Raw genomic sequence first — 24,017 nt, 5'->3', positions numbered from 1 at the left:
TTATATAAAATAATGCAACTATTTATTTAGGAGGACAAAAATGAAGCGTAATAAAGTTGTCATTGCAGCTATCACCACTGAGAAAAACTTAGAAAAAGCAATTAAATATAAAGATAACTTGAAAGCTGTATTTATACTCACCGGTAAATTTTTAAATGTCAAAGAGTATATCAAGCTATATAAGTCTGAAGGAATAAAAGTCTACATACACATCGAAAAAATTAAAGGTTTGAAATTAGATGATTTCGGCTTTAATTACATCAAAAAAGTACTCAAACCAGATGGTATAATCACAACTAAAAACAGTCATGTTAAATCTGCGAAAAAGCATAATATTTTTGTTATCCAACGCTTTTTCTTGGCGGATCATGATATGAAAAACAATATTTTAGATACTGTAAAACCTCCCAACCTGATATGATTGAAATTATGCCTGTAATTACCTCATTCCTATTAGATATATTCACCAAAGAACTAGAAATCCCCATTATAATGGGTGGTTTAGTAGATAAATCTGACTATATTACTAATGCATTAAAACATGGTGCATTAGGTGTTTCTACTGGAAATATTAATATGTGGAAAACAGAATTTACAAATTCTTAACCACAGAAAGATAATCAATTAATATTGATGTCCTAGAATAAAATTGAAAAGTGAATGCATGGCACTGGAGAGCCGAGTAAGCATATTTTATATGCTTATTCGGCTATTTTTATTTTAGGAGGATTAGTTAATGAAGAGGTTATTTTTATTATTTCTGACACTTACATTATTACTAAGTGCATGTAAGACATCTAATGAACCAAAGAAAACAGCAGATGGAAAAATAAAAATCGAATATTGGCATGTGAATGCTGAAACTCAAGGAGGTAAAACAGTTAAGCAATTAGTAGATGACTTTAACAAGCAAAGTAAAGATGTTCATGTAGTTGCTAAATATAATCCTGAAATGTATAAAGGGTTGATGCAAAACTTGCAGTCTGAAGCTGCTGGTGGACGCACACCGGATGTTGTACAAGTAGGATGGTCTTTCAAAAATTATTTTAAAGATAATTTTCCGTACACGTCTCCTTCAAAAGTAATTAAGGAATCAGCACCTAATGATAAAGACTTTATTAGTCAAAACTTTGAACCAAAGATGTTGAAGATTGCTCAAGATGATAAAGGAGAGCAAATAGGTTTACCGTATTCAATCAGCAGCCCTGTCTTGTTTATTAATAAAGATATTTTCAAAAAAGCTGGACTTGAAGGTAAAACACCTAAAACTTGGGAGGACGTAAAAGAATACTCCGAAATCATTAAAAAGAAGACAAATAAATATGGTGTCTTCATCCAAGAACCTGCAGATAGCTGGGCACAGCAAGCAATGGTAGATAGTAATGGCAGTCATATTGTTAAAGATAATAAAGCAGCCTTTGCTAATAAAGAAGGATACGAAGTATACAAATATATGCAAGATATGGTTAAAAATAAAACTGCTCTACATATGAACGATGAACAAGGTCAACAAAACTTCGTTAACGGTAATGTAGGGATGCTATTCACGACTGTAGCAAAACAGACTCACATCGGAAAGAATGCCTCGTTTGATGTAACTTCAACTGAGATGCCAGGTTGGAAAGGCAAAGAAAAGAAAACACCAGCAGGCGGTGCAATGTTAGCTATTACAGATAAAACTAAAGAAGAACAAAAAGCTTCTTGGGAATTTATGAAATATCTATACAAAGTTGAAAATGTCAGTGCATGGACTAAAGGAACAGGTTATGTTCCACCTACCAAAAATGTCATTGATAATCCAAAAGGATTGCAAGAATACCTTAAGAAGAACGAAATGATAAAACCTGCTATTCGCCAAATGACAAATGTTGTTCCATGGGCATCATTCCCTGATGCGACTGGCTTAGAAAGCGAACAAAAACTTCTGGATATGCGAAATCGAATTTTAAGTGATGATGCACCTGTCGAAAAGACAATGAAAGAAACACAGGATTCTATCAACTTAGAAATCGAAAATAATAAGTGAGGTGATACTTAATGAAGAAAACATGGATACCCTATTTTCTATTAGCTCCATCTGTAATCATTATTTTAATCTTTTCAATAATACCGCTGTGTTATACGGTTTATCTCAGTTTCTTTGATTGGAATATGATTAAGCCTGAAAAGAAATTTGTTGGCTTTGATAATTATATCGACTTATTTACAAATAAAATATTTTATATGGTAACTGCTCAAACACTGATGTATATATTGCTTCTCATATTTTTCAACACCGTTGTTACTTATATATTCGCTTTTATAGTTGATTACTTTGCAACAAAAAGAAAGAGAATTTATGAAACTGCATTATTCATACCTTCAGTAATCTCATTAGTTGTTGGATCAATGGTATTTTTATGGATACTCAATCCTGTCTCTGGACCATTTGCTAAATTCTTAGGATTGTTTGGCCTAACAATGCCGAACTGGGCAATTTCAAATGGCTGGGTTATTTTCGTCATTAGTTTGATTGTGGCTTGGAAAGTATTCGGATATAACTTCTTAGTACTTTATTCAAGTATTATCGGTATTCCAAGAGAAGTTATCGAAGCAGCAAAAATTGATAACATTCGTCCATCAAGAATATTTTTAAATATTGTTCTCCCAATGAGTTCAGGTACAGGTTTCTATATCTTAATACTTACTATTGTGCAAGGACTTCAATATGTATTTACCCCTATCAGTGTAATCACAAAGGGCGGACCAGATTATAAAAGCAGCAACTTAATTTATCATGCTTTCCACGAAGGCTTTACTTTATATAACACTGGTACATCAGCAGCAATATCTACAATAACTATGATTATCTTCTTTGCATTACTAGTTATTCAATTTGCAGTTGTTGAACGGAGGGTCGATTATGAAAATTAAAAAGTATTTAGTAAATATATTGCTTATAGCGTTTATCATTATTTCTCTATATCCTATTGTGTTTGCGATCAGTAACTCATTCAAGAAATTAAGTGTAGCTTATAAATCAGCCAGCAACTTAATACCTATTCCGTTTACATTAGAAAACTACGAAAAGTTATTTCACGACATTCCATTATTCCATATAACTTTTAATACGTTTCTAATTGCAAGTGTTATCACTATTGTGAAAGTATCTATATCATTTCTAGCAGCATACGCACTTGTATTTTATGCTTTCCGATATAAAAGGTTCACCTATATTTCATTAGTTGCTACAATCTTCATCCCTTTTACAGTAACTATGATTCCTAACTATATAATAATGGCGCGTCTGCAATTTATAGATACACCATGGGGCGTAATACTTCCGCAACTTGCAGATGCAACAGGAATATTTATGCTGACACAATCAATGAGAAATATTCCTAAACCATTATTAGAATCATTAGAACTCGATAACGTTTCAGTATGGCATACAATGAAAGATTTTGTTTTACCTATTTCTAAACCAGCTATAACATCGACAAGCATTTGGTTCTTTATATTGTCATGGAATGAGTACATTTGGCCAAACTTAATGTTAAAAAGCCAAGAAAGCTATACTTTACCGCTTGCCTTACAACTTTTCGTAAGTTCAGAAGGCGGTACTGACTTTACAGTTGCTATGGCGTTAAGCGTTATTACAATGGCTGTGCCATTGATTTTATTCTTAATCTTCCAACGCTTTATTATCAATACCTTTACATCGAGTGGAATTAAATAGGAGGTTGAACAATGGGAACTTTAGAACTTAAAAATGTCAATAAATCATTCAATAATCAAGAGGTTATTAAAAACTTAAATTTAAAAATTGAGGATGGTGAAAGAATTGTATTCTTAGGACCATCAGGCTGTGGTAAATCAACAATTCTCAGAATGATTTCCGGTATAGAAAGTGTTACTTCAGGAGAAATTTTATTTGATGGTAAGAATATGACGCAAACACCTCCAGGTAATAGAGATGTTGCTATGGTATTCCAAAACTATGCACTATACCCTCATATGACAGTAGAACAAAATATTACTTATGCTTTAAAACATAATAAAGTCGCAGCAAATGAAATCGCCTCTCGCTTAGAAAAAGTTTTAAAAATATTAGATTTATCACACTTGAAGTCTCGTAAACCAAATGAACTATCAGGGGGGCAACGTCAAAGAGTAGCCTTAGCAAGAGCAGTTGTAAAAAATTCAAAGTATTTTTTATTAGATGAACCCTTGTCTAACTTAGATGCTCTTTTAAGAACAACAGCACGCCGTGAACTTATACACTTACACCAAATCTATAAACACACTTTTATTTTTGTTACACATGATCAATTAGAAGCAATGTCTATTGCCGATAAAATAGTGCTATTTAATAAGGGTGAAATTCAAATGTATGACACCCCTGAAAAAATATATAACTCTCCCCAAAATGTTTTCACTGCTAAATTCATTGGCTCACCCCCGATGAATATCATTAAAGGGAAATATATTAACGACAAAATCGAATTCGGCGATAAAATCTATATTCATATTAATAATAAGATAATGGAGTTATTGAAATCATACGAAAACAAAGAAATCCTTGTAGGTATACGTCCTGAGCATATTAATATCAGCGATACCCCTTCTGGTATCCCTTTTCAAGTAAATGATGTTGAAAACTTAGGCGAAGCCTTTAGTGTTATCGGAAATATCGGTGTCCAATAAATCATTGTAAAGACAAGCAACAATCCGACTGAACAAAACATATTTTTAAATTTTGACTTAGACCAAATTAATTTCTTTGATCCTATTACAGAAAAAAATATAAAGGAGTTTTAATATGACTTTAATTTTAAGCACCAACACGTATATTGAAAGTGGTTTAGATCCTATCTACACTTTATTAGAGAATAATCCGGATTTAGGTATTGAACTTTTTGCAAACAACCAAAATGAAGCATATACTCAGCAACTTCTTACAATAGCAAAACAAGAAAATCGTTTCTTAACATATCATGAACAAATATTTGATGTTGAGCATTCTGAATTAAGCAATAACTCATCATACAGCTTAGAACAAATTCTTATTGCTTTATCTCATTGCCAAGATCTAGGTATTAAAGATATTGTTTATCATATTAATAACGCAGCTGTACACAATAAAGAAGCCATGATGAAAAATGCCTCTATAGAACTAGAAAAAATTTCGCAACTTGCAAAAGAAAAAGTCATTGATATTCTCATAGAAAATGTTGGTGTGTCCTCTAGAAATAACATGCTTTTAGATGAGAATGAATTTATCGATTTTTGTAAAAAACATGATAACCCCGTACTTATAGATATTGGCCATGTAAATGCAAATCAATGGAACTTAGAACATGTTATTTCAGAGCTTAAAGACAAAATTAAATTCTACCATCTTCACAATAATGACGGTTATCATGATAGCCATCAGTTTTTACATGAAGGCACTCTAGATATTGAAAACTTCTTTGAACTGTACTTTAAATATACGCCTAATGCTAAATTAACTTTAGAATACAATTATGAAATCGGCTTAGATCCTGCAGGAATTCAGAAGGATATTGATTACGTTTATAAAAAAATAAAATAACAAAAATTCATCCTGTCTCATTGAACGAGTCAGGATGAATTTTTTTAATGTTGTTTTTGATATTTTTTGTTCGCTATGAAGAGTAGTAATGGCAATAATACATAGCCGATAAGCATTGCGATAATCGCAAAGTAGTTTGGTGTTGCTTGTCCATGTTCCACTATTGAAAATTGACCTTTCCAATCAAACTTTGTCAGTAATATTACAGTAAGTACCACTGCGATACTTGGTAAGATGACATCTGTAAATTTGCTTTTATATACATTCGGCAATACTTGTCCTTTTGCTTTTCCGTAATAAAATAGTATGACACCGATCGGCACAACTAAAAATTGGATAAAGCGTGAAATCGAACTGATGACAATGATACTGACCATATTGTATTGGAATGCCATAGGGATAATCAGTGCAACTAAGAATGTTGTGATGAAAGCATTGAATGGGCAATCATAGCGTGTTCTTTGTTTGAACCAAGAAGGCACTTGGTTTTCATTCGCAATCGCTTCTAAGATTCTTGGTGTAGAAAAAGAACCTGCAATACTGATTCCGAACATAGAAACCAAAGCACCATATAAAATAATGTTAGAGATTACTGGTGACTGGAAGACCGTCACTAGAGATACCACATGCTTGCTGTGAAGCACAGCAGTCGGGTTAATCATCATTACCACTGAAATGATACTGATGTAAATCGCTGCGATGATCAAAATCGCAAGCGGAATAGCTCTCGGCAAGTTTTTCTCAGGCTGCTTCATATCTTCGGCACCGCTCGCAACACTTTCGAAGCCGACAAAGGCATAAAAGGCCGCAATGACCGCCATAACAAAGGCAGAAGTGTTTAATTGAGACGTATCGACAAGTTGATTAATATCATTGAAGTGTGATGTACCTGTTGTAATAACGATAATAAATCCGACAATGATTGTTGTGACTAATGCGGCTAATTTGCCGATAGTTGATAAATTATTAAAGAACTCAAATACTTTGTTGCCGGTGATGTTGATTAATAATAAAATCACCATCAGTATCAGTAATCCTATCGTTACAGATAGAAAATTTTTATTGTCCCCGCCGAAAATAGCAATGGCTGTTTTGACCACTGCAGTTGCGATGACACCCCACGCAATACTTGCTGCGATGAAACGCGTGATTCCGACATAAAAACCGATGTTTTCTCCAAAGGCAGAAGTGGCGTAGGCATAAGCTGCACCGCTTTTATTCACATACTTCGCCGCAGCCGCAAATGTAATTGCTAAGACTGCCGCAAAGACTGCTGCTGCACAATAAACAAGAATCGTGTACTTCCCTGCCTTTTGTATGACAGCCCCTGGAGATAAGAAAATACCAGAACCTATAATAGAGTTGATAGCCAATAAGACAATAGACCAAAATCCTAATTTCTTCATGATGTCATCTTCCTTCTACTTGGTTTATAAAGTCTTTGAATAAATCGTCCATACTGCTTTCATGCCATAACATTTCGGGATGCCATTGAATACCGACCATATAGGGATACGTTGTAGATTCGAATGCTTCAATGACGCCGTCATTAGATTGCCCCATTACCACAAAACCTTCTGCAAGTTTATTAATTACTTGATGATGGAAGCAATTGACACAAAATCTGCCAGATGGAAACAGTGCTGACAGTCTGGTTTTAGGAAAGACTCTGATTTCATGCGTCTTTTCGGTTGGATTCTTCGGCTGCCAGTGTCTGATGGTTTGGATTGGGCGATAACTTGTATCTTGGTAAAGCGAGCCGCCATGAAACACATTTAATACTTGTGCACCACGACAAATACCTAAAATCGGAATATAGCGTTCTTTAGCCTTCTCTATAAGCTTAAAGTCGAACTCATCTCTCATCAGCAGCGTTTCACCTAATTTATCTTGCGGATCTTCGTCATATAGCTGCGGTGATACATCTTGTCCCCCGCTGAGTAATAAGCCGTCAATCAGCTTAATCTGTGCTTCTATCACAGCTTCGTCATTAGTGACCGGTAAGACGACCGGTACTGCACCGTGTTTAACGATGGTGCGAATGTAGTCTTGATTGACATAACAGCGCTTATAGCCTGGGAACATGCCGTCTTGGTCTACGAGAATATTTGCGGAAATACCTATTGTTTTAATCATGATGTCTGCCTCCGGTTGTTGAATAACCTTAATTATAGTAACTTACTCGGAATTGTCAATATAATAATTTAACTATTCTGAAATTAATTGTGACAAATGAAAAGAGGCAACCTCTGGAAGATCACCTCTTCACTTTATATAATTTTTTGCAATTTGGTTAATGCGTCTCGTATTTCAATCAACTCTTCATAACTGAATTGTTCTGCGCAATTTCTTGTAAATGATTGAACATAGTCGTCAATACTTTGTTGATAGGCCAAACCATTTTTTCCTAGTCCAATCAGTGAGACACGTTTATCATTTTCATCTTTATAAAGATAAATATAGTCTCTGGTTTTTAACTTTTGAAGTTGTTGGCTGATAGCACTTTTAGAAACACCTAAACGTTGTGCTAACTCACTAGGTTTCATATCAGGATGTTCAGATAAAATAGTCATAATCACATGTTGCTTATTGTTTAGATTAAACTTTGCAGCATCTCTTTCTTGTTGTACATATTCTATAGCAATGGCTTCATTTATTTTAGTTATTTCCTGGGCTATACTTTCTATTTGAGAGATGTTTTGTTGTTCCATATATACGACTTCCTTTAGCTTCTTTATTTAAAACAACGACGTTATCTTCATTATATTTGTCTTCATCTGTTTTCTCAATATTCACTTGTTCATCTGAAATTTGTACTGTTTCTTTCTTTTTAAACCAATTTTTCGGATTCAATTTGCTTTTATATCTTTTAACGACTTCTTTTCCAAGTAATATAATTGCAACAATATTAACGACCTCTGCAATGATAAGAATTGCAGCAATCAATATACCTTTCAATTTTAGATCAATAGGTAAGAACCCTGTTATTGCAGCAATACCATACATAGCGAGACCAATGACTAAGAGAATAAGACCGAATTTGAATTTTCCTGATTTGCTTTTATTATTTGCTTGATTTGTTTTCATCTATTTTCGCCTTCCTTTTTTTATTTAGTTTAGTTAACTTAACTAAGTTATAATAGGCGATAGTCGCTTTGTAAAGTCTAAAGTTGATCTTTTTTTATTTTTTATTAAAAAATGCGTATCACTCCTTTTAAAAAGCGATACGCATACACTTTATGAGAATAACACTTTCATGATTCTTACAAATGATTCCCATAATTCTTGAGGTGTGCCTGTCATGTTTGTTCCTCCTTATGCGTTTTTTATGCTGTTTATCTCGTTACAGCTTCGTTTTGAACGAGTTCATCTGCGATATCCAACCAATAAGCACGCAGCGTTTCTGGTGTAATTTGCGATTCCAGTGCATCTGATCCTACAAAGTCTCCGTGATCCCAATCATGCTGCAGCGCGTTGACTTGCCACACGCCTTTTTGAGGCTGTTCTGTCATAGGTGTAGCATTTTGGTTAAATGGATGCTGCGCTGAAATCACTGAAACCAGTCCGTCATTTTCACGCCATTCTTTGTCATCTACTTTGCCGATGACATTCCCAGTCAATACTTTAGAAGTTGCCATATGAATATCAGAACGTTGTCTGTCTAAGATTCCTGGACGTGTCGATTCTCCTGAATAAGATTTATAAACAATATTTGGGTTAAGTGTCGTATTTTCATTCAGCTTTTGTGCCCCTTCACGTGTGAGGTCATATAAAGCATTGTCTGTTGTTGTCCAAATTTTACTTTTCGCTCTGACACGGTCTACATAGTCTGTATACGATTCATTCTCTCCTTGTTTCATCCCCCATTGAGACAACCCGTAGTCTACTTGCGAATATTTATTGCCTTGCAATTTCGCATTATCATATAGAATTTGGCGAATCAGTGCTTCGTTGCCTAGAAGGTCAGCCGCATGTGTCCCATTATGCGGTGAAGCCACTGTATAAATTGAGCTCACCATATTGCCTTTCCCGCCTTCGAATAACGGTGAAATCGTACCGCCATGCTGCTGGTGATAATCGATTTCTTCTTGGTTGCCGTTTCGTAAGAACTCTTCCATTTGGCGAATTGTTTGACCGCCCATACTATGACCGACTAAATGTACCTTTTGACCAGGCTGCCATTGGGGATAAACCCCTTCATAAGTCTTTCCGTAACGTTCATGTCCGTATTTCTGAGAATGTGCAGCACCATAGTCGACTCTGCCGCCTTTAATATAGTAATAAAGTTCAACTGCACGGTCATAGTTGCTGCTGTAGGCACCGACATTAGCTTCATGTACGTTGTAGCCATTATCGCGCAAGTCCTGTTGAATATCTGTACGGTTGCCGCCCCAATAGTTGCCGCTGGAAGGTGCCGCATTATCACCCACTAAACCATTAAAGCCATGTACTAAAATAATCGGATCTTGATTCTTGTATTGTACTTGCCCTGAATTTTGAGTTGTTGCTGTTTGGTCAGGTGCCTTGACTTGCTGCTGAGACTGGGTATTTGTTGTTGATTTGGGTTCTGGCTGTTGTTGTGCAGTCGGTGCAGTCTCAGGTGTTACAGATGAAGTAGTACTTTTAGGAGTTTGTGTTGTTGTATTATTTTCAGGAACTTTTACTGTTTGTTGTGATTCAGTCGGTGCTTGCGTTTGAACCACTTCTTCAGTATCCGCTTCTGTTTCTTTAGTATTTTGTACTGGATGTTCAGTTTCTGTTTGCGGTGCAACTTGTGCTTGTTCCTCGTTTTGTGTTGGTTCTGGTGATTGTGCAGGCGAAGGCTCAGTTTCTTTTGATGGTGTTGTTTCTGATTGAGATGTATCAGTTGTTGGCGCTTGTGTTGTTTGCGGTTGTTCTTTATTTGTTTGTCCACTATTAATTGAGGATGTATTCTGTGGTTGATTGTTATTTTCTATTTGAGTATGTACTACACCTTGTGAAGGTTGTACAGCTTCTGAACGACTTGTTTGTTCAGTACTTTCACCAGATGAATCTGGTTGTGCTATAGATTGTGTCGTAGCTTGTGCTGCAGATGAATCAGATGATACAGGTGCACTTCCAGATGCATGCGCCGCATGATGATCTGCAAAGAATAAAGACGCAGCAATCATAGATGATGTACCGATAGTTAATTTACTTATACGATATGGATGTTGTTTCATCTTCAATTCAGCCTCTCTGTCTATAGTTAGGTCTGCTTTTCAGCATGATACTTTGATTGTAGATATTTGATATTAATAGAATATTAAGTTGGATTAAGATAATTGTTAATAAAATTAAAATAACCTTATCCATATAGGCAAATACTCGACTATATGTTCATATGAGTGAATGTATAATCATCTGTTATATATAGCAACAAATGCTTTTACCTCTGCTTTAACATAATAATAAACTATCAAAAGATATACTTATAACGCATTGCACCATGTTATAATTATTTTTATCTATTGTATAGGAGGTTATATATGGAAGAAGTAGAGGGAAAGCTCTATAAGAAAAGTGATGGTACGTTAATTTTCAAACCCACCGAAAAAGGTTGTGGATGCGGCTGCACAAGTGGTTTTGCATTATTGATTTTTATAATGGTTGTCGGCTTTTTCACTGGCGACAGCGATGCTATGAATCTGACTAAAAATGTATTCGGCGGTATATGGGCTGTTATTTCATTTATTATTTATCTTATTTTTTATCCTGTACTATTCATTATCGCCATTTTCATTATTAAAAGTATCATCGTTAGTCATTTAAGTTTTATCGGTAAGATTTTAAGTATTATTGCGACGATTATCGGCGCATTCTTTGTGATGTATTTATTCCAATTGATTTTCTAAAAACGCAAAAAGTTGAACCTGCAAAGTTCAACTTTTTAGCATTTCTATATTCATTCTCATATCACTTAACCATTCCTACAAAAACGGCTCATTTATTAGTGTTTCATCAACGCGTTATATTAATCAGATGATGCTGAAACGGGGTAATGATCCGAATAATCATTGTACTCGTATGTTTTACCCCAAGACTTAACCGTCCATTTCGGAGATTTTTCTTGATGTACTTTTTGATTCCAAGTGTCAGGTTGTGCATGATTTTTTTCAGGCAAGATGTAATCCAAATGCTGCGGCGATAGTTTCGGATAATTATAATTTGCAATACCATTCGTACTTGTATCCCAAGAATACTGTACACCTTGATAACTTGTAGGTTGTGCTGCATTTAAGTTTTGGAACATTGCTTGATATTCTTCTGTCCCTTTAATCACATTTAAATCTCCGCCAATAAAGACCGCTTCATTTTCAGGAATTTGTTTTTCTTTAATAAACTGCTGAATCTCTTTCATTTGATTCGCTCGGACTTCTTTATCTTTTCCTTTAGAACATGTACTATCTTCTGCTTGAAGATGTGTTCCTATAATATGATATGGATGTCCGTTTTTATTAATTTTAATATAGGCAAATCCTTTATTAGCTAATGCATCCGCACCGCATCCTTTTGTAGTATAGATATGTTGTTCTTGACGTTCAATCGGCCATTTACTGACAAGCCCCACACCTCCGCTCGTAAATCGTGCTGATACATAATTCCCCGAAGTCTGATGCCATGCTTCGCTTTGGTCTTTACCTACTGTTGGTGTTTGGTACGGGTACTGTTCTTTTAATTGATTTCTAAGTTCTTGTGATGCGGTTTCGTCAAAAAGTTCATTCAAGATAACAACATCTTGATTTTGCATATAGTCTGCTTTGGGTATTAACTGTGCTCTTTGAACTTGCCCCCAATTAGGATACAGTGCACGCGGCATGAAATAAACGTTGTGTGTCGTCAACTTTAAGTCATTAGGATATGTATGATTTTGTGCTTGCATGTAATTGCCATAACCCAACATCACACCGATTGTAAGTATAACTATTGAGATAATCTTTTTCTTCATTTCTATTTCTCCTCTTTCATAGACTGTAAAATCTACCAAAGTGTACTATATGCATATGCAGCGTGTGTTGAAACTCAAATAATCTTAATCCATATTTATAAAACTTATAATTGTTATTACATTATTAATATACGTTTTTCATTTTGACAGTGATATAATCAAATACAAATCACACCAAGAGGAGACAGCTATGAAGAAATTGAATAAAGTTCGTACGAAACGTAATTATAACGCCTTGTATTATCGGTCTAGCGGTATGGGAAATGGATGCTGGTTTGTTATTTCTATCTTTTTATTGATATTTATAATTCCAGTGCTGATCGGCGGAGATACCTTTGTTAATATCCTTGATCATATTTTCAAAAATGTGTGGACAGGTATTTGGTTTTTCATACTTCCTGTTTTGATTCCCCTTATTCTGATACTTGCTTACTATCTCTTTAAATCCATCGTTACAAGTCAAATCAGTTCTTGGCTTAAATGTTGTGCTTGTTTTGCGATATTTGCGGTACTCACACTGCTTACAGTTGTTATTTGTTTCATATATGGATAAGCAGAAATAAATAACGTCCTTAAACAGATGTGCTTTATCTGTCTAAGGACGTTATATTACTTAGTACTATGATTGTATCTTTTGTACTTTTATTTTTCTAACAAGGTAGAGAATGATTATAACAAAGCATCCAGTTACAAAAATACTGCCTTCAATTCCCATACTTCCTCCTGTTAAATAGTTGTCTTTCAGATAGTGTGTATTCATGATACTCAATCCCAATGAATTACCGCTGACATTGATACCGTATAGTGAGTTTTGTACAAAATTCCAGATGATATGGAAACCTGCAACTGACCATATAGATCCGTCTAATCTATAAACCAAACTTAAAAAGATACCTGCCAAGAAAATATTTGCGATACCAATCAACGTAATATTAGGATTAGTCACATGTACTAACATAAACATAATTGATGAAACGAGATTAACCAAAAGACATCCCCATATCTTTTGGTTAATCTCGTTTGTAAGTACCCTCGAAAGAAAAGTTCTTCAGTCGTTGCTTGAATACAAAATGCTGGAAATGTCAAAAGAACATTTACTATCAATGCTGCGTGCATGATATTTAAGTTCAGTTCAATCATGTGCATTGCTGTTAAACCAACAATAATTAACAACATAAACACAAATGCAAAACTGCCGCCTCTCATTAAGTTACTTCCTATATTCAGTTTCTTAATCCCTATTGTTGTTAAATCATTTTTTTCAACTTTTAACACAAAGACCAATAATAATAAGGATTCTGCTAAAAATGCTATTGCTACCATTAATATATCTTTCACTGGGTTTTGTGCTATCAGCCAATAAAATGGTGCAGCTATAAAGCTGCCTAAAATAAAGAGTCCTACTGTGATAAACGAAAATTTTAACCAATTGCCTTGATACTCTTGTTGAAATTGATTGTTCATATGTTGTTCTCCATTATATAATATTTATATTACAGATTGTAATTATCTCATATACAGAAAATTACTACAATTTGTACACACCCACGAACCAGACAAGAAAGGTTATGTATCCATGAATTGGTTGAATTTCATTTTAATTATCATTATGTTCTTCTTAATTGATTACTTTGCAAATTTAGGAAAGCGCAAGCATGTATTTATTAAATCATCAATGTTAATCATCATACTCATTGTGAGTTCTAGCCTATCACTTATATTAGGTTTGCTTATTATAATAGGTATAGATTCATTCATTAATTTAGGAAATAGTTTGTTTACCCTCGGTTTATTATCTGTTTTAGCAAGCAGTATCATTGAATTTTTCATAATGCATGCGTTTTTCAAAAAGTGGTTTCATGACGATTTAGTACTTACTATTGCAGAGTACTTTATTCAATGGCTTCTAGTATATTTAACTTTATACCAAGTCGTCACGCAATCAATATCTAAGATAGCCTTAGATGTGGATCCACAGCAGCTTCTGCATATGCTGAACATAGAAGCTCTGAATCTTGTGACACTACCTATACTGCTTATCAGTTGGATAAATATCATTATGCATAAAATCAATTTTAGGGATAAATAAAAAATCAACGTCTTTCTTTTAATTGTATAAAGAGACGTTGATTTTAAATTTAATGATTTTTACAGCTCTACTTAATATCTTTTGCGAATGGAATTGAAATCTGTGCACCTGATTTTTGAACTGTGTAAGAAGCTGCTTTATTCGCAAAATCAATGGCCTTTTCTAGATTCATTTGTTTCATATCAAAAGCACTGACAAAGGCACCGATGAATGTATCGCCTGCAGCGGTTGTATCTACTACATCTACTTTATAAGCTTTTACAAGGCCAGAGTTGCCTTTTACAGCGTAATACGTACCTTGTGCACCTATTGTAATCAAAACGACTTTAATGCCTAAGTTTAAGAAGTAGTCTGCATTTTGTGCCATTGAGTTTTCATCTTTCACTGGAATACCTGATAGAATTTCAGCTTCAAATTCATTCGGAATAATCACATCGATGAGTTTTAACAGTGATTCTGGCAATTCACTTGCAGGTGCAGGGTTTAAAATTGTTGTAACGTTGTGTTCGCGTGCAATTTCAAATGCACGGATGATTGCCGGTACAGGGACTTCTAATTGTGCCACTACATAATCCGCTGCTTTAATTACTGCTTCAGCTTGTTCTACATCTTCAGGTGTAATATCCATATTCGCACCGCCATAGACGTAAATTGTATTACTGCCGTCTTTATCGACTGTAATAAACGCTTGGCCGGTATCTGCTGTTTCTGATTCTGTAATATATTCAGTATTCATACCTGCTTCTTTGAAACCATCAAACATAAAGTCTGCTAAACCATCTTTGCCGACTTTTGAAATAAATGTGGTATCTGCGTTCATACGTGCTGTCGCAATCGCTTGGTTGGCACCTTTACCGCCACCGTATTTCTTTTGTCCTTCTTTGACGTGAAGCGTTTCGCCTGGTTTGGCATAACGCTCAACTGTTAGGAACTGATCCACATTCGTTGATCCTAAAATTACTACTTTATTCGTCATCGTGTTCACTCCTTATCTAAAAAGTCACATTAGATTCTAAAATAATATTTGAAAATGGTGTGATTTCGCCTGTACGGATATTACCTTTATTTAAAGGATGACTCAGATATGCTTTCATTTCTGAATGAGGAATAAATTCAATTTCCACATCTTCTTCAAGCAATCCTTTAATCGCTTTTAATTGTTTTGGATTATTTGTTTTGATTTCTTCAGCTAAATAGATTTTTTGAACTTTTAATTCGCTCAACACTGTTTCTAATACATCAATGAAACGCGGCAGTGCTTTCGTTACTGCTAAATCGATTCTGCGTTCATCATTTGGTATCGGCATGCCGGCATCATTAATTGTAAGTAAATCATAATGTCCGATTGTTGCGATAGCTTGAGATACATAACTATTTAATACAGGGGTTTTCTTCATTTCTATTCCCTCCATGTTTATTTAATAAAGACTGTGACTGTAGCCGCAGCTAAAATCAGAACCAAACCAATGACTGTGATTGCCATTTCTTTTTTGGTTTTGCGTTGATTCAAGAAATAAATACCTGTTAATGTCGCAAGTACTACAGATGTTTGAGATAAAATAAAGCCTGTTGCTAAACCGTTCATATCCGGTTGGGCTGAAATTAAATAAGTTAAAGCCGCAAATGCGAAGAAGAAACCTGAAATAATTTGAAGCCAAGTAATTTTGTTTTTAAATGGATTGTCCTTTTTGATAAAGACTAAGCCATAAATGACTGCGACTAAAACCATACCCATGGCTTGCGGTAAAAAGGCTGCTTTACCACCGATGTCTGTCGCTTGCGGTGCAGCTGAATACAGCCAATAACCGATTTCACCAATCAGTAAAATGACAACTGCTTTTCTTAACTGTCCACTGTTTTGTGCTTCTGGATGTTCACTCCAAACTGTCATACGTGCACCGATTAAAATAACGATTAATGCGACAAAGCCGATAATTTTATTTGTCACACCCGGCCAGTTCCCTAGGGCAAATACACCCCATAAAGATGCGCCTAAAAGCTGGAAGGCTGTTGTGACCGGCATAGCTCTGGATGATCCGATTAATTCAAATGCTTTAAACGTTAAAATCTGTCCGAAACACCAGCCTGCACCTGAAAGCAGTGCAAAGATTAGATTCATGCCTGTAGGGAAATGCTGTGCTGTAATACCCGCAAAGACTAATGCGAAAATCAACGTCCCTACGGTTGTACCGATGATTTGGTGAACCGGCTTACCTCCGAATTTAGAAGCTATTGTCGGGAATAAACCCCAACCAAGCAACGGTCCTAAACCAATAAGCAAAGCGACTATATTCATGATTAACACCTCTATTTTTTTCTGAATGTCGTTTTAGTAAAACGTTTTACTTTAATCACATACTAGCACTTTTCTACTCATTTGTATACGTTTTCATATCGATTTAAGATTTTCGCCACAATAAAAAACGAGTGCACTTATATTAAAATAAGCGCCTCGTCTTTAATAAGAATTATTCATTTAAATAATCGGTTGTTTCTCTGATTACCAATTTATTCGGCAGTTCAACACGTTCTACACCTTGTGCTTTGTCCGTAACTTTCTTCACAATCAGTCTTAATGCAGTTTCGCCTATTAACGCAATCGGTTGTGCCACAGTCGTCAATGCAGGTGTCATGTATTGTGAGAAACTGATATTGTCATAGCCTACTACTGAGATATCTTCAGGGACAGATTTCCCATGTTCTCTTAGACCACGCAATATACCGATAGCCATTTCATCATTAATCGCAAAAACAGCTGTCACATTGCTTTGGATAATTTGTTCTGCAATTTGTTTACCGCCGGATGGAGATAATTTTGTTTCTATTTTTACCGGCATAGGAATATTGTGTGTTTTGCAGTAATCTTCGAAACCTTTTACACGTGCTTGCATATTCGACATCATTTCATTAGGGTGAACGATAGCTATGTGTTGATGGTTGAGGTGGATTAAATGCTCTGCGGCTAAAGCACCGCCTGTTTGTTCATCAGTTCGAATAATATCGGTATAGCCATTATCTTCACTTTGATCCAATACAACATAAGGTACATTATGCCGTTCTAAATAGTTGTTCATACTTTCAGGCTGGTCGATTAAACGGGCAATAACTAAACCATCCATTCCTCTTTCGACTAAATGCTTGATGTTGTGTTCTAAATGGTCGCCTGAAGTACTTAAGAAGAATAAATCCACGTAATCCGGTTTATGTTGTTCCATACTTTGCATAATAGCTGAAAAGAAGGGATTCGTTAAACTAGGTACTAAGACACCGATCAATTTAATCGTATGACCTCTTAATTGTTGGGCATTTTTATTTGGTATGTAATTTAATTTATCTTTAGCCGTTAAAACTTTATCAATTGTCGCTTGAGAAAAGCGTTCTTGTTTATGATTTAAAATGTGCGAAACCGTTGTTAAGGATACACCTGCTTCTTTTGCGACATCTTTAATTGATACTTTCTTCATGAGTGCTTATTCCCCTTATGCTGACAGACTCGCTTACGCAAATGTGCCGCCTTTTTATCTCTTTCATCATATCATCTCTATTTAAATTTGTAGAGCTGATGAAATAAAAACTGAGACCAGCAATTACAAACTGCTGTGCCTCAGTTTTCTTCGTTATGTTAAAACATCAACTAATATATGGATACCTTGATCAATTTCTTCTTTGCTTAAAGTTAAAGGCGGCAGTAAGCGAATGACGTTAGTGCCTGCAGTGAGTACAATCAATCCTTTTGATCTTGCGTTTTCTACTGCTTCGTTCAGGGGTTGTGTTGTCTCTATACCTATCATATGTCCCAGTCCGCGTACTTCAATGACAGAGGATTTATCTTTCAGTTTTTCTTGTAATTGTCTTTTCAGGTATTCGCCTTTTTCAAAGCTTTTCGCAAGAAAGTCAGGGGATTTCATCACATTTAATGTCGCAGAACTTGCGGCCATTGCTAATTTATTACCGCCGAAAGTCGAACCATGACTGCCGTAATCAAAAGCTGGTCCTAATTCAGCTTTGCCTAACATCGCCCCTACTGGTACACCATTGCCTAAACCTTTTGCGAGAGTATAGATATCAGGTTCGATATGATAATGCTCGAATGCGAAAAGTTTACCCGTACGTCCCATTCCTGTTTGTACTTCATCAACAATCAACAAGATATTCTTATCTTTGCAGAGCTGTACAAGGCCTTGAACAAAAGCTTGATCCGCAATAATAATCCCAGACTCGCCTTGAATCAGCTCAAGCATAATAGCAGCCGTATCTGTTGTAATCAGTTGTTTCACACTTTCTAAATCATTAAATGCCGCATATTTAAAGTGCGGTACACCATCTCCAAAGCCATGTTTGATTTTATCTTGCCCTGTCGCAGACATAGAACCAAACGTTCTGCCATGAAAAGATTGTTTAAAGGTTATGATTTCTTGTTTTCCTGTCGCTTTACGTGCAAGTTTGATAGCTGCTTCATTCGCTTCTGCCCCGCTATTACAAAAGAAAGCTAAATACTCTGTGTCACCCATCAACTTCTCTGTCACTTCTTCTTGAAGTTGGTTTAAGTAAATATTTGGTGTGTGCCATATCTGATCTGCTTGTTGTTGGAGTGCTGCTTCTACATAGGGGTGAAAGCCTAAGTTCGTTACACCGATACCAGAAGAAAAATCTAAATAATGCTTGCCTTCGGTATCGATTAATACATTGCCTTCTGCCTTCACGAATTCAATTTGTGCACGTTTATAATTTTGAAATAGTTTGCTCATGGTGTCACCTTCTGACTTAAATTCATCTTTATTTATTTAAATGTATAATTATTAATATAATACCTTTGTCTCTTTACTGCGTCAACTGATAAAAATCTATGATCTTATTAACTGTTTAATCATAAAAAAAGCAGCACCCATCTTGAATGAGTACTGCCTTGTATATCATTTCTCCGTGTGTCGATACATTGGTTTTATTTTTTTAATACATCCGCATATTCAGGTGTTTTATCGAATACGCTTTTCGCAAACGGGCATAAAGGAACGATTTTCATATCATTCTCTCTTGCATAATTTACCGCTGCTTCTACAAGCGCGTAACCTACACGTTGCCCGCGCAGTGCTTCTGATACCTCAGTATGATCAATAATAAACATATCCGGACTAGTCGGTACATATGTCATCAATGCTTGAAAGTCATTTTCGCTGTTGCCTACATAAAATCTATTCTTGCCATGTTTAACTTCTGTCATTTAGGTTGCCCCCTACTTTTTTAATTACTTAGATATTACGTGCAATTCATCCTAAAAGCAAGTGATTAAACCATTTTATACAATTGATTATAATTCTCATTTATTATCACAGATAAATTAATTTTATTTTTGTATACCTGTGCTATATTGAAATTACGAATTTTCTTTCAATTTAGGAGTGATAACATGAGAAAAAATTATACGAGCGAAGCCATTGATGTCTCTTTTGAACCTGCACGTTGTATTCATGCAGCTGAATGTGTTAAGAACTTATCACAAGTATTCGATACGAAAATACGCCCATGGATTGACCCAAGCAAAGCGAGCGCAGATGAAATTGCACGTGTTGTAGAACTTTGCCCAAGCGGCGCATTAGAATATAACCGTAAAGACGGCAAACCTAATGAACACCATAATCATACTGAAATTTCTATCGGCGATGATAACCAAATCATTGTCAAAGGTGAATTCACACTAAATCATAATGGTGAAACATTACATTTAAACCGTGCGTTGCTAAAAGGCGGCACAAATGTGAGCGACAACCCGTTCTACACTTTAGACGGTAAATAAACTGAACAAATATGGCACTTCTGTTCTAAGGAAATGGAAGTGCTTTTTATTTTGTAAACTTTTATTATATTTTATCTAAAGACAGTTGAGCCCTTTAGACTATTATAGTAAGGTTTTAGATATACACTAAAATGAAGGGAAGAACAACTTTGAAAAAAGGTATCGGGATTGTACTTTCGATTTTGATACTTTGGGCAATGACGATCTCACAAAGTGCACAAGCAATAGAAACACCTGTTGAAATTGCCAAACACTATCATGAATCTATAGACAAAAAATACAACCCAAAGAGCGCTTATGTGACTACGCAGCAAGGACAAATTCTTTACGATTACAATGGACAACGTCAACTTGATCCTGCATCAACCGCAAAATTAATGACGGTTTATTTAATTTTAGAAGATGTTCAAAATCACAAGATTCACCTCACAGATAAAGTCAAAATTACATCTGAGTATGAAGAAATGGCTCAATTACCGAATTTAACAACTTTCCCTGTTAAAAAGAACCAAGTTTATACGATTGATCAGCTGCTTAAACAAGTGATGTTAGAATCCAGCAACGCAGCATCGTTAATCTTGGCTGACCATATCGACGGCGATATTGAACACTTCACAAATCGGATGAATGAAAAAGCAAAAGCAATGGGAATGCATCAAACACATTATACGAACCCTAGCGGCGCAAATAATAAGTTGCTGAAGCAATTTGCGCCGAAAAAATATAAACATGAAACAGCTTCTAAAAGCTCAGCACAAGACATTGCTGTATTAGCTCAGCAACTCATTAAAGAACATACGAAAGTTTTAGATTACTCTAAATTAGAAACGGATGAACAATACCATAAGAAGTTAAAGAACACTAACTTATCTTTACCGCATGCGAAAGACGGCTTAAGCAGTGCAGAAGGTTTGAAAACCGGCACAAGCGAAAACGGCTATAATTTAGTTTTGACCGCAAAACAAAACAATCTGCGTATCAATACTGTCATCCTCAATGTACTGCCCTATCCAAGCGAACATGCGAAACATGCGCGTCAAAAACTGGCTAATGCCTTAACAAAAGATGCGATGAAGCATTATGAATATCGCAAAGTCCTCAGTAAAGGCACACACGAAATCGATGGCAAGCAATACGACGTGAAGCAAGATTTATATGATGTCGTACCTAAAGATAAAGACAGCTATCATTTAAGTGTGAAGGATGACAAAGTACAAGCAGATTATCCCCGTCAATTTCTAAAAGGTGCATACCCGCCAAGTGTAACAGTTGAGCCTGTATCTCATACAGGTCTCATTCTGACTTGGATTTTTACGATCATCGGGGGTATTGTGCTGGGTTGTCTGATTTTATACATCCTATTCAAAAGACTGAAATGAACATAAAAAATGAGTGGCCCAGCAAATCAATGCTGTTCCACTCATTTTTATATCAACGATGTTTATTTTGTTTTACGTGTAACATCTAATTCAGTTTCATATTCAGGTAAAGCTCTCTTGAAGAGATATTCGCCATTACGTACTGAAGCAAGGCAGTCTGAACGGCGTCTTTGTGCTTCAAATACTGTCGGCGCATCAACGACGATGAAGTTCGCTGGTTTGCCTTCATCTAGACCATATTCATCTTCAATACGCATTAATTGCGCACCGTTGTAAGTGATAAGGTCAAAGTTGCGCGGGAAGTCTTGTTCGCGCATTAATTGTGTCGCATGCAGACCATTATCTAAGATATTCATAAGGTTGCCTGAACCTGCCGGATACCATAAGTCCACAATTGAATCTTGTCCGAAAGCAACGTTGATATCATTATCTACAAATTCTTTCACGCGTGTTAAACCGCGGCGTTTAGGATACGTATCTTGACGTCCTTGCAAGAATAAGTTTTCTGTTGGGCATGATACAAAGTTTAAACCAGATTGACGGAATAAGCCCATCATTCTGAATGCATATGCAACATCCGCTGAACCGAATGAGCATGTATGAGATGCAGTAGTGTATGGACCATAACCTTGTTTCATTGCTTCTGCGTTCAATTGTTCAAGGTAGCGTGCTTCTGCATCATCTGTTTCATCACAGTGTACGTCAATGAGTTTGTCATACTTAACCGCTAAACGCACAATTTCTTTTACTGATTCCGCTCCGTCTTCAGGACTCCACTCATTATGCGGAATACCTCCGACACAGTCTGCGCCAAGCTGCAGCGCTTCTTCTACTAAGTCGCGGCCTGTTTTGCCGTCTTCTTCGAATGAATACATACCGTTTTGCGGGAATGCGACTACTTGAATTGTGATATTGTCTTTTAATTCATCTCTGATTTCAATCGCAGCTTTAATGCCTGTTAAGTTCGGGTCTGTACAGTCCCGACATCATTGATAGCTTTACGCATACGTTCTTTCATTTCTTCTTTAGTTGTACCTTTTTTATAATCATTCCATAAATCAATCGCTTCAAATAACGTACCTGATTCATTTTTGATTTTAGGATCTTGTCCAGTAAAGTAGTAATCTAAATGCAAGTGTGAATCAACATAAGGCGGTAATACTAAACGTCCTTTCAAGTCAATCACTTCATCCGCTTCTCCTAAGTCTTTACCGATTGCGGCGAACTTGCCATTCTCTACTAAAATTTCAGAAGCATCATCATGCTTGTAAATAGTTGCGTTAATAAATTTTTTGCTCATATAATCCCTCCATCTCTCTCTTACCAACATAAACAAAAAATTATTCAATGTTCTTAATAACACACTTCAATTTTAACAACATATAAGAGAATAAAGAAACTTAACGCATTGAGCAAACACATATTTAATGCACTTTAAAGCCTATAGACAAATAAAGAAGCAAGATAAGAAGCAAAAAGCATACTTCTTATCTCACTTAACATTTGAGAGGCGCTTAATCTATGTGCGAACGTCCGATAAATTATTCAATTAAATAATATTGCGGGTTAAGATAAACATTTGTCAGCTGACCTTCATGTACATCAAATGCAATATAGCGTCCGGCTAAATTATAGAACATAGTGCCTGAGTCTTTTTGAGTTACAGCATCACCCGTTTTGAAATGAGTAGGCGGACCGTATACCTCTTCAATTTGTGCTTTTGTGATGCTATGGCCTGGGAATTCTGCAGATACTACTTTACCTGAATCTTTCTTAATAAATAACACTTGGTCATAAACCATTGTAGAAGTTAAATTACCAGCAGGGACTTCGCTGAAATCAATTTTGTGTCCATTGAACGTTACATTATCGTGTTCAATAGCTCTCTTAAAATTCGGATCCAAAATGAAGCTTGAGTCATTACTTGCATAACCCGTGTAGTTATAATAAGGTTGTTCACTTTCGGCATATGCTGCTTGAGAACCAACGTCAATCGGGGATGCTAGGCTTGCGCCAAGTACGGTTGTCAAAGTTACTCCTGTCGCTATAATCACCTTTTTCATGATTAACACTCCTCGTATTTTGATAACCTCTCACTCTCAGATTATAATAATATTACAAATGTTACAAATAATTTCATTAATCCCTTATAAAGCACTCTTTTATGTTTAACTTACATTGCGCAAAATTTATATAACAATATATTAAAA

At 35.6% G+C, this 24,017-nt stretch carries 26 protein-coding genes and 1 pseudogene; 10 read left to right on the top strand and 17 right to left on the bottom strand.

Annotated features, from left to right (window positions below):
- Nucleotides 1-40: 40 nt before the first annotated feature.
- From MUA90_RS00470 to MUA90_RS00445, 6 genes and pseudogenes are all read left to right on the top strand, one after another.
- Nucleotides 41-606, top strand: a pseudogene (locus MUA90_RS00470) (glycerol-3-phosphate responsive antiterminator).
- Between the two features lie 130 nt (nt 607-736).
- On the top strand, nt 737-2,026 hold the full coding sequence (locus tag MUA90_RS00465; protein WP_262587624.1) for an ABC transporter substrate-binding protein: 1,290 nt from the start codon (nt 737-739) through the stop codon (nt 2,024-2,026).
- A gap of 11 nt (nt 2,027-2,037) precedes the next feature.
- Entirely contained in the window at nt 2,038-2,913 is an 876-nt protein-coding gene (locus MUA90_RS00460) for a carbohydrate ABC transporter permease (protein ID WP_114604205.1), read from the top strand.
- Nucleotides 2,903-3,718 carry a carbohydrate ABC transporter permease gene (locus MUA90_RS00455; protein ID WP_145380118.1) on the top strand — a complete coding sequence of 272 codons (816 nt, stop codon included), beginning with the start codon at nt 2,903-2,905 and terminating at the stop codon, nt 3,716-3,718. The genes MUA90_RS00460 and MUA90_RS00455 overlap by 11 nt, the downstream gene beginning before the upstream one ends.
- Nucleotides 3,719-3,729: 11 nt before the next feature.
- The gene (locus MUA90_RS00450; RefSeq protein ID WP_262587622.1) at nt 3,730-4,686 is read left to right on the top strand and encodes an ABC transporter ATP-binding protein; all 957 of its coding nucleotides are present in this window, start codon (nt 3,730-3,732) and stop codon (nt 4,684-4,686) included.
- A gap of 115 nt (nt 4,687-4,801) precedes the next feature.
- Entirely contained in the window at nt 4,802-5,575 is a 774-nt protein-coding gene (locus MUA90_RS00445) for a sugar phosphate isomerase/epimerase family protein (protein ID WP_262587620.1), read from the top strand.
- Between the two features lie 44 nt (nt 5,576-5,619).
- Here MUA90_RS00445 and MUA90_RS00440 read toward each other — a convergent pair whose 3' ends face one another.
- The 5 genes from MUA90_RS00440 to lip all read right to left on the bottom strand — a co-directional run bounded on the left by MUA90_RS00440 (nt 5,620) and on the right by lip (nt 10,779).
- Nucleotides 5,620-6,981 carry an APC family permease gene (locus MUA90_RS00440; RefSeq protein ID WP_242244498.1) on the bottom strand — a complete coding sequence of 454 codons (1,362 nt, stop codon included), beginning with the start codon at nt 6,979-6,981 and terminating at the stop codon, nt 5,620-5,622.
- 4 nt (nt 6,982-6,985) lie between these two features.
- Nucleotides 6,986-7,711: a gamma-glutamyl-gamma-aminobutyrate hydrolase family protein gene (locus MUA90_RS00435; RefSeq protein WP_262587617.1), complete on the bottom strand. Its 726-nt coding sequence runs from the start codon at nt 7,709-7,711 to the stop codon at nt 6,986-6,988.
- Between the two features lie 134 nt (nt 7,712-7,845).
- A complete protein-coding gene (locus tag MUA90_RS00430; RefSeq protein WP_262587616.1) occupies nt 7,846-8,286 on the bottom strand; it encodes a MarR family winged helix-turn-helix transcriptional regulator in 441 nt (146 codons plus the stop codon).
- Nucleotides 8,234-8,662 carry a transporter suffix domain-containing protein gene (locus MUA90_RS00425; RefSeq protein ID WP_114604199.1) on the bottom strand — a complete coding sequence of 143 codons (429 nt, stop codon included), beginning with the start codon at nt 8,660-8,662 and terminating at the stop codon, nt 8,234-8,236. Before MUA90_RS00425 ends, MUA90_RS00430 begins: the two co-directional genes overlap by 53 nt.
- A 248-nt stretch (nt 8,663-8,910) precedes the next feature.
- A complete protein-coding gene (gene lip, locus MUA90_RS00420; RefSeq protein WP_262587613.1) occupies nt 8,911-10,779 on the bottom strand; it encodes a YSIRK-targeted triacylglycerol lipase in 1,869 nt (622 codons plus the stop codon).
- Between the two features lie 306 nt (nt 10,780-11,085).
- On the opposite strand from lip, the gene MUA90_RS00415 reads away from it, so the two are divergent.
- Nucleotides 11,086-11,451, top strand: a complete 366-nt coding sequence (locus tag MUA90_RS00415; protein WP_114604197.1) for a hypothetical protein — start codon at nt 11,086-11,088, stop codon at nt 11,449-11,451.
- Between the two features lie 119 nt (nt 11,452-11,570).
- On the opposite strand, the gene sph is transcribed toward MUA90_RS00415, so the two are convergent.
- Nucleotides 11,571-12,500, bottom strand: a complete 930-nt coding sequence (sph, locus tag MUA90_RS00410) for a sphingomyelin phosphodiesterase (protein WP_262588770.1) — start codon at nt 12,498-12,500, stop codon at nt 11,571-11,573.
- Nucleotides 12,501-12,735: 235 nt separating this feature from the next.
- On the opposite strand from sph, the gene MUA90_RS00405 reads away from it, so the two are divergent.
- Nucleotides 12,736-13,098 carry a hypothetical protein gene (locus tag MUA90_RS00405; protein WP_262587610.1) on the top strand — a complete coding sequence of 121 codons (363 nt, stop codon included), beginning with the start codon at nt 12,736-12,738 and terminating at the stop codon, nt 13,096-13,098.
- Nucleotides 13,099-13,164: 66 nt separating this feature from the next.
- Here the strand turns inward: MUA90_RS00405 and MUA90_RS00400 are convergent, their stop codons facing one another.
- The 8 genes from MUA90_RS00400 to MUA90_RS00365 all read right to left on the bottom strand — a co-directional run bounded on the left by MUA90_RS00400 (nt 13,165) and on the right by MUA90_RS00365 (nt 19,855).
- Nucleotides 13,165-13,533, bottom strand: coding sequence for a CPBP family intramembrane glutamic endopeptidase (locus MUA90_RS00400; RefSeq protein ID WP_262587608.1), 369 nt, complete (start codon nt 13,531-13,533; stop codon nt 13,165-13,167).
- Entirely contained in the window at nt 13,497-14,009 is a 513-nt protein-coding gene (locus MUA90_RS00395) for a CPBP family glutamic-type intramembrane protease (protein ID WP_262587606.1), read from the bottom strand. Before MUA90_RS00395 ends, MUA90_RS00400 begins: the two co-directional genes overlap by 37 nt.
- A gap of 692 nt (nt 14,010-14,701) precedes the next feature.
- On the bottom strand, nt 14,702-15,610 hold the full coding sequence (gene rbsK / locus MUA90_RS00390; protein WP_262587604.1) for a ribokinase: 909 nt from the start codon (nt 15,608-15,610) through the stop codon (nt 14,702-14,704).
- Between the two features lie 16 nt (nt 15,611-15,626).
- A complete protein-coding gene (gene rbsD / locus MUA90_RS00385) occupies nt 15,627-16,031 on the bottom strand; it encodes a D-ribose pyranase (protein WP_262587602.1) in 405 nt (134 codons plus the stop codon).
- A gap of 17 nt (nt 16,032-16,048) precedes the next feature.
- Nucleotides 16,049-16,930 carry a ribose/proton symporter RbsU gene (gene rbsU, locus MUA90_RS00380; protein WP_262587600.1) on the bottom strand — a complete coding sequence of 294 codons (882 nt, stop codon included), beginning with the start codon at nt 16,928-16,930 and terminating at the stop codon, nt 16,049-16,051.
- 172 nt (nt 16,931-17,102) lie between these two features.
- Nucleotides 17,103-18,098 carry a ribose utilization transcriptional repressor RbsR gene (gene rbsR / locus MUA90_RS00375; RefSeq protein ID WP_262587598.1) on the bottom strand — a complete coding sequence of 332 codons (996 nt, stop codon included), beginning with the start codon at nt 18,096-18,098 and terminating at the stop codon, nt 17,103-17,105.
- Between the two features lie 153 nt (nt 18,099-18,251).
- A complete protein-coding gene (locus MUA90_RS00370) occupies nt 18,252-19,382 on the bottom strand; it encodes an acetylornithine transaminase (protein WP_262587596.1) in 1,131 nt (376 codons plus the stop codon).
- 194 nt (nt 19,383-19,576) lie between these two features.
- Nucleotides 19,577-19,855 (bottom strand): GNAT family N-acetyltransferase, encoded by a 279-nt coding sequence (locus MUA90_RS00365; RefSeq protein WP_105994014.1) that lies wholly within the window; start codon nt 19,853-19,855, stop codon nt 19,577-19,579.
- A 186-nt stretch (nt 19,856-20,041) separates the two neighbouring features.
- Here MUA90_RS00365 and MUA90_RS00360 point away from each other — a divergent pair, with 186 nt between their 5' ends.
- Nucleotides 20,042-20,428: a (4Fe-4S)-binding protein gene (locus MUA90_RS00360; RefSeq protein WP_262587592.1), complete on the top strand. Its 387-nt coding sequence runs from the start codon at nt 20,042-20,044 to the stop codon at nt 20,426-20,428.
- 149 nt (nt 20,429-20,577) lie between these two features.
- On the top strand, nt 20,578-21,807 hold the full coding sequence (gene pbp4 / locus MUA90_RS00355; RefSeq protein ID WP_262587590.1) for a penicillin-binding protein PBP4: 1,230 nt from the start codon (nt 20,578-20,580) through the stop codon (nt 21,805-21,807).
- Nucleotides 21,808-21,869: 62 nt separating this feature from the next.
- On the opposite strand, the gene MUA90_RS00350 is transcribed toward pbp4, so the two are convergent.
- The 3 genes from MUA90_RS00350 to isaB all read right to left on the bottom strand — a co-directional run bounded on the left by MUA90_RS00350 (nt 21,870) and on the right by isaB (nt 23,870).
- The gene (locus MUA90_RS00350) at nt 21,870-22,682 is read right to left on the bottom strand and encodes an amidohydrolase family protein (RefSeq protein ID WP_262587589.1); all 813 of its coding nucleotides are present in this window, start codon (nt 22,680-22,682) and stop codon (nt 21,870-21,872) included.
- Nucleotides 22,683-22,765: 83 nt separating this feature from the next.
- Nucleotides 22,766-23,107 (bottom strand): amidohydrolase family protein, encoded by a 342-nt coding sequence (locus tag MUA90_RS00345; RefSeq protein ID WP_262587588.1) that lies wholly within the window; start codon nt 23,105-23,107, stop codon nt 22,766-22,768.
- A 241-nt stretch (nt 23,108-23,348) separates the two neighbouring features.
- Complete coding sequence (gene isaB, locus MUA90_RS00340) at nt 23,349-23,870, bottom strand: immunodominant staphylococcal antigen IsaB family protein (protein ID WP_262587586.1); 522 nt, start codon at nt 23,868-23,870, stop codon at nt 23,349-23,351.
- Nucleotides 23,871-24,017 lie beyond the last annotated feature (147 nt).

It is taken from the genome of Staphylococcus sp. IVB6181 (assembly GCF_025561445.1).
GTDB classification, from domain to species: Bacteria; Bacillota; Bacilli; order Staphylococcales; family Staphylococcaceae; genus Staphylococcus; species Staphylococcus simulans_B.
Note: the sequence above shows the minus strand (reverse complement) of the source record. Positions and strands in the feature narration are given on the sequence as shown.

What these genes read in the sequence shown, in the direction of transcription:
- rbsR (WP_262587598.1), bottom strand. Translation starts at nt 18,098, where the DNA reads ATGAAGAAAGTATCAATTAAAGATGTCGCAAAAGAAGCAGGTGTATCC.
- MUA90_RS00440 (WP_242244498.1), bottom strand. Translation starts at nt 6,981, where the DNA reads ATGAAGAAATTAGGATTTTGGTCTATTGTCTTATTGGCTATCAACTCT.
- rbsU (WP_262587600.1), bottom strand. Translation starts at nt 16,930, where the DNA reads ATGAATATAGTCGCTTTGCTTATTGGTTTAGGACCGTTGCTTGGTTGG.
- MUA90_RS00425 (WP_114604199.1), bottom strand. Translation starts at nt 8,662, where the DNA reads ATGAAAACAAATCAAGCAAATAATAAAAGCAAATCAGGAAAATTCAAA.
- MUA90_RS00345 (WP_262587588.1), bottom strand. Translation starts at nt 23,107, where the DNA reads ATGAGCAAAAAATTTATTAACGCAACTATTTACAAGCATGATGATGCT.
- lip (WP_262587613.1), bottom strand. Translation starts at nt 10,779, where the DNA reads ATGAAACAACATCCATATCGTATAAGTAAATTAACTATCGGTACATCA.
- MUA90_RS00460 (WP_114604205.1), top strand. Translation starts at nt 2,038, where the DNA reads ATGAAGAAAACATGGATACCCTATTTTCTATTAGCTCCATCTGTAATC.
- MUA90_RS00405 (WP_262587610.1), top strand. Translation starts at nt 12,736, where the DNA reads ATGAAGAAATTGAATAAAGTTCGTACGAAACGTAATTATAACGCCTTG.
- MUA90_RS00350 (WP_262587589.1), bottom strand. Translation starts at nt 22,682, where the DNA reads ATGTATTCATTCGAAGAAGACGGCAAAACAGGCCGCGACTTAGTAGAA.
- MUA90_RS00415 (WP_114604197.1), top strand. Translation starts at nt 11,086, where the DNA reads ATGGAAGAAGTAGAGGGAAAGCTCTATAAGAAAAGTGATGGTACGTTA.
- MUA90_RS00435 (WP_262587617.1), bottom strand. Translation starts at nt 7,711, where the DNA reads ATGATTAAAACAATAGGTATTTCCGCAAATATTCTCGTAGACCAAGAC.
- MUA90_RS00395 (WP_262587606.1), bottom strand. Translation starts at nt 14,009, where the DNA reads ATGAACAATCAATTTCAACAAGAGTATCAAGGCAATTGGTTAAAATTT.
- sph (WP_262588770.1), bottom strand. Translation starts at nt 12,500, where the DNA reads ATGTTGGGTTATGGCAATTACATGCAAGCACAAAATCATACATATCCT.
- MUA90_RS00445 (WP_262587620.1), top strand. Translation starts at nt 4,802, where the DNA reads ATGACTTTAATTTTAAGCACCAACACGTATATTGAAAGTGGTTTAGAT.
- MUA90_RS00455 (WP_145380118.1), top strand. Translation starts at nt 2,903, where the DNA reads ATGAAAATTAAAAAGTATTTAGTAAATATATTGCTTATAGCGTTTATC.
- MUA90_RS00360 (WP_262587592.1), top strand. Translation starts at nt 20,042, where the DNA reads ATGAGAAAAAATTATACGAGCGAAGCCATTGATGTCTCTTTTGAACCT.
- MUA90_RS00430 (WP_262587616.1), bottom strand. Translation starts at nt 8,286, where the DNA reads ATGGAACAACAAAACATCTCTCAAATAGAAAGTATAGCCCAGGAAATA.
- isaB (WP_262587586.1), bottom strand. Translation starts at nt 23,870, where the DNA reads ATGAAAAAGGTGATTATAGCGACAGGAGTAACTTTGACAACCGTACTT.
- rbsK (WP_262587604.1), bottom strand. Translation starts at nt 15,610, where the DNA reads ATGACGAATAAAGTAGTAATTTTAGGATCAACGAATGTGGATCAGTTC.
- MUA90_RS00465 (WP_262587624.1), top strand. Translation starts at nt 737, where the DNA reads ATGAAGAGGTTATTTTTATTATTTCTGACACTTACATTATTACTAAGT.
- MUA90_RS00365 (WP_105994014.1), bottom strand. Translation starts at nt 19,855, where the DNA reads ATGACAGAAGTTAAACATGGCAAGAATAGATTTTATGTAGGCAACAGC.
- MUA90_RS00370 (WP_262587596.1), bottom strand. Translation starts at nt 19,382, where the DNA reads ATGAGCAAACTATTTCAAAATTATAAACGTGCACAAATTGAATTCGTG.
- MUA90_RS00450 (WP_262587622.1), top strand. Translation starts at nt 3,730, where the DNA reads ATGGGAACTTTAGAACTTAAAAATGTCAATAAATCATTCAATAATCAA.
- rbsD (WP_262587602.1), bottom strand. Translation starts at nt 16,031, where the DNA reads ATGAAGAAAACCCCTGTATTAAATAGTTATGTATCTCAAGCTATCGCA.